The organism is Brunnivagina elsteri CCALA 953 (assembly GCF_002289455.1).
GTDB lineage: Bacteria > Cyanobacteriota > Cyanobacteriia > Cyanobacteriales > Nostocaceae > Brunnivagina > Brunnivagina elsteri.
The window spans coordinates 1-12,232 of record NZ_NTFS01000200.1; the positions used below are offsets into that span (position 1 = coordinate 1).

At 38.3% G+C, this 12,232-nt stretch carries 10 protein-coding genes; 5 read left to right on the forward strand and 5 right to left on the reverse strand.

From position 1 onward, the window contains the following. The first annotated feature begins 212 nt into the window (after window positions 1–212). Both CK510_RS17380 and CK510_RS17385 read left to right on the forward strand, forming a co-directional pair. Complete coding sequence (locus CK510_RS17380) at window positions 213–1,523, forward strand: DNA cytosine methyltransferase (RefSeq protein WP_095722908.1); 1,311 nt, start codon at window positions 213–215, stop codon at window positions 1,521–1,523. Window positions 1,524–1,554: 31 nt separating this feature from the next. Then, window positions 1,555–2,346, forward strand: coding sequence for an endonuclease (locus CK510_RS17385; protein WP_095722909.1), 792 nt, complete (start codon window positions 1,555–1,557; stop codon window positions 2,344–2,346). A gap of 402 nt (window positions 2,347–2,748) precedes the next feature. Here the strand turns inward: CK510_RS17385 and CK510_RS17390 are convergent, their stop codons facing one another. Together CK510_RS17390 and CK510_RS17395 are read right to left on the reverse strand one after the other, a co-directional pair. Beyond that, on the reverse strand, window positions 2,749–5,532 hold the full coding sequence (locus CK510_RS17390) for an ATP-binding protein (RefSeq protein ID WP_211293217.1): 2,784 nt from the start codon (window positions 5,530–5,532) through the stop codon (window positions 2,749–2,751). A 628-nt stretch (window positions 5,533–6,160) separates the two neighbouring features. Then, on the reverse strand, window positions 6,161–6,928 hold the full coding sequence (locus tag CK510_RS17395; RefSeq protein ID WP_095722911.1) for a hypothetical protein: 768 nt from the start codon (window positions 6,926–6,928) through the stop codon (window positions 6,161–6,163). 901 nt (window positions 6,929–7,829) lie between these two features. Between CK510_RS17395 and CK510_RS17400 the strand changes: the two genes are divergently transcribed. Together CK510_RS17400 and CK510_RS17405 are read left to right on the forward strand one after the other, a co-directional pair. Beyond that, complete coding sequence (locus tag CK510_RS17400) at window positions 7,830–8,468, forward strand: helix-turn-helix transcriptional regulator (RefSeq protein WP_095722912.1); 639 nt, start codon at window positions 7,830–7,832, stop codon at window positions 8,466–8,468. Window positions 8,469–8,579: 111 nt separating this feature from the next. Next, window positions 8,580–8,834 (forward strand): TIGR03643 family protein, encoded by a 255-nt coding sequence (locus tag CK510_RS17405; protein WP_095722913.1) that lies wholly within the window; start codon window positions 8,580–8,582, stop codon window positions 8,832–8,834. 396 nt (window positions 8,835–9,230) lie between these two features. Here CK510_RS17405 and CK510_RS17410 read toward each other — a convergent pair whose 3' ends face one another. The 3 genes from CK510_RS17410 to CK510_RS34010 form a co-directional block, all read right to left on the reverse strand. Next, window positions 9,231–9,713, reverse strand: a complete 483-nt coding sequence (locus tag CK510_RS17410) for a DUF4168 domain-containing protein (RefSeq protein ID WP_095722914.1) — start codon at window positions 9,711–9,713, stop codon at window positions 9,231–9,233. A 100-nt stretch (window positions 9,714–9,813) separates the two neighbouring features. Next, window positions 9,814–10,800, reverse strand: coding sequence for a DNA polymerase III subunit delta (gene holA, locus CK510_RS17415; protein ID WP_095722915.1), 987 nt, complete (start codon window positions 10,798–10,800; stop codon window positions 9,814–9,816). Between the two features lie 6 nt (window positions 10,801–10,806). After that, the gene (locus CK510_RS34010) at window positions 10,807–10,935 is read right to left on the reverse strand and encodes a hypothetical protein (RefSeq protein ID WP_281257049.1); all 129 of its coding nucleotides are present in this window, start codon (window positions 10,933–10,935) and stop codon (window positions 10,807–10,809) included. Between the two features lie 178 nt (window positions 10,936–11,113). Between CK510_RS34010 and lpxD the strand changes: the two genes are divergently transcribed. Then, on the forward strand, window positions 11,114–12,154 hold the full coding sequence (gene lpxD, locus CK510_RS17420; RefSeq protein WP_095722916.1) for a UDP-3-O-(3-hydroxymyristoyl)glucosamine N-acyltransferase: 1,041 nt from the start codon (window positions 11,114–11,116) through the stop codon (window positions 12,152–12,154). Window positions 12,155–12,232 lie beyond the last annotated feature (78 nt).

Consider the following 12,232-nt stretch of genomic DNA (forward strand, 5'->3'; position numbering starts at 1 on the left):
GAATTACTATCATTTAAATAGTAAAGTTAAGGTTGGAAAACATGAAAATCTCAGTGTATTGTCAATTGATTTATTCTTTCAAGCAAAATTTAAAGCTTTTAGAGTTCAATTTAGCACTTAGTTCAAAACTACTACAATTTACGAGAATTCTGCTAAACTAAACCAACGATAGATTAAAATACAGAATTAGATTTTCAGTCAAAAAGCTTAACATGAGTGAAATACAGCGTCCTATTGGTGTAGACTTATTTGCGGGTGCGGGTGGAATGTCCCTGGGATTTGAGCAGGCAGGATTCGACATACTTGCGGCGATCGAGATAGATCCCGTACATTGTGCAACACACGAATTTAATTTTCCATTATCATCAGTTTTATGTAAAAGTGTCGCGGAGTTAACTGGTGAAGAAATTAGGAAATGTTCAGCTATTGGAGAAAGAGGAATAGATGTTGTCTTCGGAGGTTCTCCCTGCCAAGGTTTCTCAATGATCGGCAAACGAGCTTTAGATGACCCCCGTAACACACTAGTTTTTCATTTCTTAAGAATTGTTTTGGAACTTCAGCCTAAGTATTTTGTATTTGAAAATGTACCTGGATTAACTGTTGGTAAACACCAAAATTTTCTTCAAGAAATTATAGAAGAATTTAGTAAATCAAACTATGAAGTAGAGGCTAATTATTCTGTCCTGAATGCATCAAATTTTGGAGTGCCTCAAGATAGGTCGAGATTATTCCTACTTGGATGTCAGAAGGGCTTGACTTTACCAAAATATCCCCAAGCATTCACAAAGCCTCCACTAAGTAGGAAATCAAAATATATAGTAAACTCGCCAGAGTTAGTTAATTGTCCCACCGTTTGGGATGCTATTGGTGATTTGCCAGAAATAGAAAAATTTCCGGAATTACTTCGCAGAGATTGGGTATGGTCTGAATATGGAAAACCAAGTAATTACAGTAGTATTTTACGTGGATTACTTCAACTGACAGGTGATTATTCTTATGAGCGTATTTTTGATACTAGAATTATTACTTCTAGTATTCGTACACACCATTCTTTAGAATCGGTAAGAAGATTTCAACAAACTAAGCCAGGGGAAACGGAAGCAATTAGTCACTTTTATAAGCTCAATAGTGATAGTGTTTCTAATACCTTGAGAGCGGGAACCGCGAGCAACAGAGGTGCATTTACATCTCCACGCCCTATCCATCCTATTGTCCCTCGATGTATCACAGTTCGAGAAGCTGCAAGATTACATTCATACCCAGATTGGTTTCGCTTTCATGCCACAAAATGGCATGGTTTTAGGCAGGTAGGAAATTCCGTTCCTCCTTTATTGGCAAAAGCTGTTGCAAAAGAAATTGCGATCGCTTTAGGAGTTAATCCTGTCAAACCGAAAAATAGAATCAGCTTGGCTTCCGACAGCCTATTAAGATTCACGATGTCTCAAGCAGCAGATTATTATGCTGTCTCAGCACATATTATTGAACCAAGAGTAAGAGAAGCTAAAAAGGTTTCCTTTGTTTGATTTTTAAGTATAACAAATAATAATTGTAGATATGTCAAAAGTGGGAAGATACAGTGCGATTATTCTAGAAATTTTTCGACGACATTATCAGAATGATGTTGATATTTTTGAGTTTGATCGTTCAGAAATAGAAGAAGTTGCACAGACATTAGAAATTAAGCTTCCAAAAAACATTGGTGATGTTCTCTATTCATTCCGCTTTCGTAAAGATTTACCACAGGAAATAACCAGCACAGCACCAGGCGGTTTGGAATGGATAATTGAACTTGCTGGATATGGTAATTATAAATTTCGTCTTAGTCAGATTAATCGCATAAATCCTAATGTAAACCTAGTATATATTAAAATTCCTGATTCAACTCCTGAAATTATAACTAAGTATGCATTGAATGATGAGCAAGCTCTTCTTGCAAAGGTACGTTATAACCGCTTAATAGATATCTTTTTAGGAATCACAACCTATTCCTTACAAAATCATCTCCGGACAACTGTTCCTAAAATTGGTCAAATAGAAATAGATGAAATTTATGTGGGTATAAATCGCAATGGTACGCAGTTTGTAATTCCGGTTCAGGCAAAAGGTGGGGAAGATAAATTAGGAATTGTTCAAACAAAGCAAGATATTGCCTGCTGTAATGAAAAGTTTCCTCAGCTTGTTTGTCGTCCAGTATCAGCTCAGTTTATGGATGATAATGTTATTGTCTTGTTTGAATTAGCGATACAAGAAGAGCAGATCAAGGTTGTTGAAGAAAAGCATTATAAATTAGTGTTAGCAGATGCAATTTCTGACGAAGAATTGTCCAACTACAAGAAGCGTGAGTAAATTTAATTTTTATACAGTACTTCCGGCAGCTATGAGGTACACACTCAAAGCTGAAAGCTATGATTAGGAGAGAGGCAAGAAGAAAAAACTGTATTGTGTAATAGCCGGAAGTGCTGTATGTCCGGGACTTTATAATAAACCACTTCACATTCAAATAACATATGCGAACAGGCAGGGATGCCTATTCCACAAGAGTTATATAATTCTATATTGTGCAAATTAGATGTGTAACAGCTTGTTGTCCCAATTCAAGAATGGTGCGTGATGCTACAAATATTATAAATACGTACAGACTTTATTTTGATCGTAACACACCCTACGATCAGAAATCTGCCAGTTGCGTAAGTCCTGTATCGACCTAAATGTAGGCTAAACTAATATGAATCAAATAGGACTGCTAAATCAACTATTCCCCATTCCCCTACCTGCCAAACTCGCAACAACCGCAGTTAACTCTCCCGGTTCCACTGGCTTTGGTAAGTGTAATTGAAAACCTTCTTGAATTGCCCGCATTCGGTCTTCTGTGCGAGCGTATGCTGTCAGTGCTGCCGCAGGAATGTTTCCACCTTGTTCGGGATTTAGTTTACGTATTTTCCTGATTAGAGAGTATCCATCCTCTCCTGGCATTCCAATATCACTAATCAATACATCGGGTTTAGATTGGGAAATGCATTCAAGAGCTTCGGCAACAGATGAGACTGCTTGTACTTGAGCTTGCGACTGTTGGAGAACGGTGATCAGAAAGTCGCGAGTGTCAGCTTCATCGTCAACAACTAGTACATGCACACCTGCAAGGGAGAGGAAGGGGGATGGAGAGGGAGGTAAGGGTGGAGACAGGGGGGATACAGGGGAATATTCTTCCTTGCGGTATAATAAGGGTAGTTTGACGGTGAATTTTGAACCCTTTCCCATACCTGGACTTTCAACGCTGACACTTCCACCATGAAGTTCGACGAGATGTCTAACTATCGCTAAACCCAAACCTAAACCACCGTGATTTCTGGTACTGGAACTATCTTCTTGACGGAATCGATCGAAAACGTAGGGCATAAATTCGGGTTTAATACCCATACCGTTATCACAAACTTGGATGAGGAGATTTTCGGTATTTGCCTCTACAGATAGCTTAACTTCAACTTCTCCACCAGGATTGGTAAATTTAATTGCATTTGCCAGCAGGTTCCAAATCACTTGTTGTAAGCGTTCGGCATCACCTGTTACAAACAGTTTGGGATAAAAAATGGGTGATTGAAGAGGTTGAGTTTGCTTATGAGTTTGTTTATTTAGGGAAACTACTTTTTGGCTTGCTTCCCATTCAATATCGCGAATAGAAAAGAGGATTTCGATATCTTTGGCTTCGGCAGCGATGCGTATTGTATCTATAGCAGCTTCGACAATTGGTACAAGATTACATGAAGTGACATTCAGGGATAATTTGCCACGAACGATACGGGAAATATCCAGCAAGTCTTCAATTAGTTGCTTTTGGGCACGGGAATTGCGTTCTATTGTTTCTAGTGCCTGAAATTTTTTCGCTTCATCGAGATTTGGACGAGTACGTAATAATTGCGCCCATCCCAGTATTACATTTAATGGCGATCGCAATTCGTGGGAGAGTACTGCCAAAAATTCATCTTTCATCCTGTTGGCTTCCCGCAACTGTTCGGTTTGCAGTTGTAACGAACCAATTAACCGAGAGCGTTCGATTGCGATCGCAATTTGGTCACAAACTGCCTGCATCATCCCGATTTCGTTTTGACTAAAGCGCGATCTAGTCACACTCCCAAAACCTAAGGTTCCAAATAACTTTCCCCCAGCAATCAATGGATAACTGGCAAATGCTGTTATGCCTAAGCTGCGAATGCAATCAGTTTCGGGGATAGTTGATTTTTGGACATCTTCAAGGGCAATTAAGTGACGTTCCGTTGCGGATTTTCCACATACTCCTTGCTTGAAATCCAACATCATTACTTGATTGGCAAATTCTTCGTCTACTCCTTTATATGAAGCCAGATGTAATACTTGTTGGGTTTCATCTGCTAAATAATTAAAGTAACAATCTAAACCTATTTGCTCAGACAAATTTTGGAAAACACTGTCCAGCAAGGCAATTGGTTTTTGACTCGATAGTAAATCGCTAGCTGTATCAAACAACAACTGAAGCCGCTTATAGCCCAAAGAAAGTGCTTTTTCTGCATGTTTGACATTTTTAGTAATATCGTTATGAAAAGCAAGAATTTGGTGGAGTTCTCCACTTTTTTTAAATACAGGTACGTATTTAATTAACTTTACCAAAGTTCCATAATTTGGGAAGGTAATTGTTGCTTGGGTAGTTTGGGATATCCCTGTTTTGTGGGCTGTAATTAAGCTGTCTAAATAGGCTGAATTAATTTCTTCTGGAAAAATTTCTTCGTCAGTTTTTCCTAATATTTCGGCATTCGTTTTACCAGTGACACGCAACCCCTCGCTATTCACGAACTGTAAACGTCTTTGCGCGTCGTAGATACTAAATACATCGGGAATATTATCAACTACCAAGCGAAACCTTTCTTCGCTTTGCTGTAACGCTGCCTCTGCTTGCTTACGTTTACTCAAATCTAATATAAATGCTACCGATTCTTCCCGTTGTTCTCCCACTAATGTATAGCCAACCAAAACAGGAATACGAGTACCATCTTTGCGGATATACTCTTTCTCATACGGCTTACAAGCACCATCTTTTTGAGCCTCAGCAATACCCCCTTTATCCAACTGCCGATACTCAAATGGTGTAATATCAAGCCAGCATATGCTTCCCGCTTCTAAATCTTGCCGACTATAGCCAATCATCCGTAAATATTCATCATTAGCATTGCGAACATTTCCATAAATATCCCCGAACAAAATTCCAATGACATTAGCTTCAACAAAGCTTCCCAGCTTTTCCTCATTGGCATTCAATGCAGCTTGGTATTTGTCACGTTGACGACTGAGACGTTCAACCCCGACAGCACTGTAGCAAATTAGTGACCCAAACACCAAAATTGATGCGATCGCAAACAGTTCTAGGGCAAATGTCGCACCAAAAAAACCTGCCCCCAATCCCTGTAAAATCAACCATCCCAAAAGCAAAGGTATAACAACAGTTGCCATTAGCAACCTTCGCACCAACAAACCACCATAACTATCGCTTTTAATTAATCGCATTAGCCCTAACTCCGGGCACACCCACAGTATCCCAACACATAACACAAAAAGGCTCAATGCAGTATACAGCATCTTATTTGCTCTATGAGGGGTAATACCTCGTAAAAGTTCTATGTTGCGCGAGTAATCGACATTTTCGGCAAATAAATTTTAGTTTTGACGATTTATATTTCTACCAATCTTTACTTTTATATATAGTGTCGTCTGAAAAATCTACCTGAATGTAGATTTCAAAAACATAAAAAGCAATTAGTTCAGTTTAGTATTGAGATTATTATGCAGTAATTGAGAATTAGGAATTAGGAATTAGGCACTTATACTGACTTGTACTGAGCGTTGTCGAAGTAGCTTTGCCGAAGTATTGGGCATTGGAGATTATAATAAAAATGCTTAGAAACTGTGCTTTTTCGTCACCAAAAACCGATATTCTTCAACCTCTTCCCATAAATCAGGGTAGAGTGTAAGCACAAGTACTCGAATTCCTTCAAATAAAAGAACCCCACCCTAACCCTCGCCTTATTAAGGGGAGGGAACTGGATTTATTATTTATTATTTTCTATTATTTTCCCCCCTTGAAAAGGTTAGGGGGGATTCAAAATCAGAGACTGGTACATCTGAGTAAATTCCCCTAAAATAACTTAAATCGCCCTAGCTGTATCTCTAAAATGGAAGTGAGAATTTTATTCAATTCCTTGCTATCTTTAAATTGAAGAATTTGGCTTGGTGGTAAATCAAAGGGAAATAGCCCTGGCATTTCTGGACGCTGCATGTGGGATAATAAAATTTGCTCAGTACGCTTGCTTTGGATAGCGTAGCCAATTTCAATACAAACATTTGGACTAGGAATTAACTGGGGTGATTCTTCGCTATCAATCCGAGCTATAGGTGTTACATCCGCAATAAATAATAAACTTCTGCGGATTTTTCGCATCATTGTCCGGTTGAGACGTGCGGGAGCATCCTTTGGGCGGTATGATTCAACAAGAGCCAATGGCAAACGCGATCGCTTATTCAAAGTCTCTAAACTACGCTGCAAACCTTCGCGCAAAGCCTCGCTAGCAGCAGTATACTCGCTTTGATGGGAAAAGAAGATAGTCGGTTCCAATTGCGCTAATAAAGCCTGCTTGGTAAAATAAACTTCGTGACTAATCAAATCAATATTCGCGACACAATAACCACCACTACCCTCAACATAAAACTCGACATTCTCACCTTCAATGTAGCGTCCAAACCAAGTTGAATTTTTGATATCATCAATTTCATCTAAAAAATCAGCTCGCAAACCTGATTTTAACAGACTCTTTTTACTCAAGCGAATATCTGCCGGACGTTTTTCTAGTTCATGGATCGGTTCGTAATCCTGAAGATACCACGCTCTGAGAGCAATAATGGACATAAGCGACTTTAACGATGAATGCGAATTAGCTGTGTATTATAGCTTACATTAATTCGATGTAGCAGCCTTACATCAAATTGACCCCTCCATACTTACCCTTACTAAGCATGGCTGTTTCATAGTCTTGTAGGGGCAGGGTCTCCCCGCGCCTCCAATACCGTGTGCTAAACTTATTTTCAGACGGAAAATGAAACAGCCCTGCCCAAGAGACTTCCAGAAAATAAAATCTTCAAATCACATACTTACCAACACTATCATGTGAAGGGTGGGGAGACCCCACCCCCTACAATTATGGAGAATTTATTTCTTGGTGTTCCCTAAAGGGTTCTTATGTTTAGTCAGATATCGAGAATGCTCTAGGAGCTTTCCTATTGTTTGCCCTAAATTTTTATTCTATCCCAACAAAAATTTTCTAGTACAGGTCGGCGGAAATAAAGCTACCATACACTACGGGAAGCCGCTCCGCGTCTACAAAGTGGCTGAAAAGCTTATAATAAGCTCTTTCTTTGTTTTGCCTTTTTACTTTTGCCTTGTTGTACTAGTGCCTTGCCTACAGCCAATTTACATAAAATTTTTGGTAGCACTACTTAAGTATCTACTTAAGCAAATTATACCGAACAACAAGTTTTTTCTGAGTTTATCCGAAATACGAATTTTCAGAACTGTATTGAAAGTATATAGCAATTAGTTAAACAAATACTACTCTTTAATAGATAATTTTGATTTTCCTATGAGGGAAAATTCAAAATCTAGCTGTAACTACAATAGATGAACTTAAAAGGTAAATGTCAATGCAGAATTTTTATATGAGATTATTTGGAACATATATCGAGCTAACTTGATACAAAATATTTACCGAAATTATCTACCAAATTTGTTTCAGGAATGACAAGAATTAATTATGATAGTCCTAAGTAATATCCAATCACAAACAGTAGTAAAACCTGAAAAGCAAAATAATCTTTCTTATAATAACGTTCACAAGTCATCTTTTTTTAAAGAAGTAGTTGAGGGATTCCAGGACGGAATATTAATTTTGACTAATTCTGGTCAGCTAGTCTTTGCAAACTCTAGTGCTTGTAGGTTTTGCGAGCAAATCAGTAAATATCATGATAACGATGATAGCAATATTAACGTGAGCGATCGCAATGTAGCTGATGGGATTTGGGAGATATGCAAACCTCTAGTTGAAAATAACAATTATTGTCATAGCAATATTATTTTATCAGATGAAATTGTACTCAGTAATTCGACTATTTTAAGAGTCAGAGTCAGATGGCTAGATATTAATAAATTTAATTATCCTTGCTTACTCGTTACCCTGGAAAATCGTGATGATTCTATCAAAAATATAGCATTATTTGAAGTCAAAAAATATCAATTGACTCCGCGAGAAGCTGAAATATGGCATCTTTATCGTTCTCATTATAGCTATAAGAAAATAGCTGTTCAACTTTTCATCACGATAAATACAGTGAAAAAACATATGAAAAATATTCATGCAAAAAGGCAAGATTATTCCAAGAACAATGCTTGTTGAATAGACATACTTAAATAACCATACCTAAGCTGGCTTTTTTTCAGAGTGCTTGTATAATAAGGATAGGAAGCAGCTTTACTTTTCTTAATCTAATTATCATTTTGAAATCAGATGAACTTACCAGAACTTGAAACTGAAGCAATTGATCGTATAGTTGAAATGGCATGGGAAGACAGAACCCCATTTGAAGCGATCGCAGTCCAGTTTGGTTTACAGGAAAAACAGGTTATTGCCTTGATGCGTGGAGAAATGAAGCCTTCCAGCTTCCGAATGTGGCGCGATCGTGTTACATCTCGTAAGAGTAAACATCTACGAAAACGCGATTTTATTGCAGGTAGATTCAAGTCAGATAATCAAAAAACTTAACCCAAAAGACAGCAACTTGCATTCTCATATTCATGCAAACAGACGTAAAATATCCCACCTTGGAGGGTTTCACGTATTATGAGTGTACCTTGTACTACCTGAAAGATGCTGTAACTTGAATATTTTCTCACCCAAGATTACACTTACTTAGTATAAAAGTGAAGTGGCAGTTTGATACTGCCATTAACTTATACATGGATACGAATACGATAGATACGAAGTTGAATCCAAAGAAACAGAATAAACTTTCGTAGAGTCGCAGGTATAAATTTTATAGACTTTGAGCAACCACAAGTATTTTATTTCGTTTCTGGATATTGTCAGGAATTACCAAAGAACTATCAAGCAGAAGCAAGAGTAAAGATAGATTTTTATTTTTGAGAAATTAATGATGTCTTAAGAACCAGGTTTCTTTTGGAGAATAATTAGCTGTTCATAGATTTTCTTTTGTAATCCTTCATTATTTTGTAATTCCACAGTTATTTGATTAAAACGATTAATATCCTGGAATCCACTTTTTTGGACTATTTCTTGTGAGCTTTTACAATACCTAACCGCAATCTCTTTAGCTTTGCCAGGGAGAGCATTAAAGCTATTAGAATCGTTACAAATAATTTTAGGTACTTCACTATTTCCAATAATTTTCTTAATCTCTTCCAATGCTTGTTGTCTTGGTGACTCCATTGCTAACACAGCTTTAGCATAATTGACTATTTCCGCAGCATTTGGTATCTGGTTTTGAGCGTAAGCTTTGGAACCAAACATTGCAACTCCAACTAGTAGACTAGCTGCGGTAAAACTACTCAAAAGCAAGGGATGACGAAAGATTCGAGCAAAATTGAATGGTGAAGATGAATGGTGAGATTTAAGCATTGTCATCAGATAAAAAACTACAGTACGTATATGGTAATCACAATGAATTATTTTATGGGTAAGAAGTTCCACAACGGGAAATATAAATCAAATCTATACCTTATTTTTAGGTTCCTTGACATAGTTGACAAAGTTCAATTACTTTAGTTTGCAAAGTCGGTAATTCGGGAGAACCCTGCTTTAAACTTACCTCTAATTCCAGTAGTAGGGGAAGAATTGAGATAAGTTTTTGGAGTGAAAGTGATTTTACTTCTTGTTGTAGAAAATAAATTCGCTTCGGGTTTCCAATTTCGGCAGCTTTAGCTATCTCTTGTGGGTTTTTCTCACCACTTTCCAGCATCAGTTTTACCCATAACCAGGTACGAAATTGTCCAATTAGTGTTGCAACTATGCGTAAACTTGGCTCAGATGCACCAAGAAGTTCGGTAACTAATGTCAAAGCTTTTGCTGTGTCTCCAGTTCTGATTGCAGCAGCTAATTGCAGGCTATTTTGAGTGGTATTTCTAACTAACTGAGTAACGACATCAATATCTTGTGGTTTGTTGCTACCCTGAGCATAAAGACGTATCTTTTCTAATTCATTATACAGCAGCCTTGTATCATTACCTACAGCATCCGCCAACATCTCTGCACTTTTAGAAGTAATTTTGACTTCAACCGCGATCGCAGCTTGATTAACTGCCCGTACTAGTGCATCTTTATCCCACGGGGAAATCAAGGGAAAAGTCTCAATTTTCGCGAATTGCTTGAGTAACTTTGTGGATTTGAGACGTTCATCGGGTTTGTTGGGGAACGTTAACAATAAAAACGAAGATTCGGGAATTACAGATAATGTGCGCTGTAATTCTGCCAATACATTATCTGGGCATTTTTGGCAAACGTCGGTATTAACCAACCATACCAAACGTCCACCATTTCCAAAAGGTGGTGTCATTACTTGGTTTAAAGCTTCGATAATGATGTTTGATTGTTCAGGGGGAAATGTCGTGTAGTTAAAGCTGCTCCAGAGCGGATCGAGAATGCGATCGCGCAATATCGTCACTGCTTTTTCTAAGGCATAATCATCTTCGCCCCAATATATGTAAACTGGCATGAGAGGTTAATTATTAATGGGGATTGGGAATTGGGCATTGGGAATTGGGAATTGGGAATTGGTTAATACCTTGTTTACCCAAACTTTAATATTCACCAACACAGTAATTAATGTAGTACTGGTATTATTTGCCATATCACACCTTGATTGGAACTGCATTAGTGAGAAAACAGTCTATTCAGGGGATGATTTCCCAATTACAATATTTACGCATCAAAGCATTTTCACTATCTTTGATTTCAATAACTGTAATATGGTTCCAAGAAAAAAATAAGCATATCGAGACTAAACCAGGGATTACCAATTTAAGATGATGAAATTCAGCGAAATTATAGAAAAAATTGGCGATAATGCCAGCAAAAACAGCCTCATCGTCAACAAGGAGCTAAATCCCGATATTTATGGGGTTGCATCAATAGATGAAGCGAACAAGGGAAATATTAGTTATGTCGAAGGTGCAAAATTTGCCCCGTTTGTCAACAAAACCAACGCAACTGCCCTAATTTTGCCAAACAACGAAACTCTCCAAGCACAAGCAAGCGATCGCGGAATTGTTTGGATAGCAGCCAAAGAACCACGATTGATGTTTGCCCAAGTTCTCGCCATATTTTATCAACCTTGGCAACCTGCCCCGGAAATTCACCCCACTGCCATAATTCATCCTACCGCGAAAATTGGTACAGATGTTCATATTGCCGCACATGTTGTCATTCAGCCAAACGTCGAAATTGGCGATAACGTGTGCATTCATCCCAATGTTGTTATCTACCCCGATGCGAAAATAGGCGATCGCACAATCTTACATGCTAACTGCACGATTCACGAACGCGCTCAAATTGGTAAAGATTGTACCATTCATAGCGGTGCTGTGATTGGTGCCGAAGGATTTGGTTTTGTCCCCACTGCAACAGGTTGGTTAAAAATGCAACAATCCGGCTGCACAATTTTAGAAGATAACGTTGAAGTTGGCTGTAACTCGGCAATTGACCGTCCAGCACTCGGTGAAACCCGCATTTGCAAAAGTACTATAATTGACAACTTAGTTCAGGTTGGACACGGTTGTAAAATTGGCTCTGGTTGTGCATTAGCAGGACAAGTCGGTTTAGCCGGTGGAGTAGAAGTTGGGAACCGAGTAATATTGGGAGGACAAACCGGAGTCGCTAACGAAGTCAAAATTGGAGACGGTGCGATCGCGGCGGCAAAAGCTGGCATATTAGGTAATGTAGAACCAGGTGAAGTCGTCTGCGGCAGTCCATCAATGCCCCATAAACAATACCTCAAAGTATCCGTACTTTTGAGACGTTTGCCAGAAATATACCAAACCATCAAACAATTACAGAAAATTAGAGAATAAGTAGGGTTTGCTGAAAAACTCCACAAAGCGAATCTAGATGCAACACTGCCCACTGTTAGGGTAGTTTTAGGCGTTAGT

Coding starts and splice junctions, on each gene's coding strand:
- CK510_RS17380 (WP_095722908.1), top strand. CDS start 213: ATGAGTGAAATACAGCGTCCTATTGGTGTAGACTTATTTGCGGGTGCG.
- CK510_RS17385 (WP_095722909.1), top strand. CDS start 1,555: ATGTCAAAAGTGGGAAGATACAGTGCGATTATTCTAGAAATTTTTCGA.
- CK510_RS17390 (WP_211293217.1), bottom strand. CDS start 5,532: ATGCGATTAATTAAAAGCGATAGTTATGGTGGTTTGTTGGTGCGAAGG.
- CK510_RS17395 (WP_095722911.1), bottom strand. CDS start 6,928: ATGTCCATTATTGCTCTCAGAGCGTGGTATCTTCAGGATTACGAACCG.
- CK510_RS17400 (WP_095722912.1), top strand. CDS start 7,830: ATGATAGTCCTAAGTAATATCCAATCACAAACAGTAGTAAAACCTGAA.
- CK510_RS17405 (WP_095722913.1), top strand. CDS start 8,580: ATGAACTTACCAGAACTTGAAACTGAAGCAATTGATCGTATAGTTGAA.
- CK510_RS17410 (WP_095722914.1), bottom strand. CDS start 9,713: ATGACAATGCTTAAATCTCACCATTCATCTTCACCATTCAATTTTGCT.
- holA (WP_095722915.1), bottom strand. CDS start 10,800: ATGCCAGTTTACATATATTGGGGCGAAGATGATTATGCCTTAGAAAAA.
- CK510_RS34010 (WP_281257049.1), bottom strand. CDS start 10,935: ATGGCAAATAATACCAGTACTACATTAATTACTGTGTTGGTGAATATT.
- lpxD (WP_095722916.1), top strand. CDS start 11,114: ATGAAATTCAGCGAAATTATAGAAAAAATTGGCGATAATGCCAGCAAA.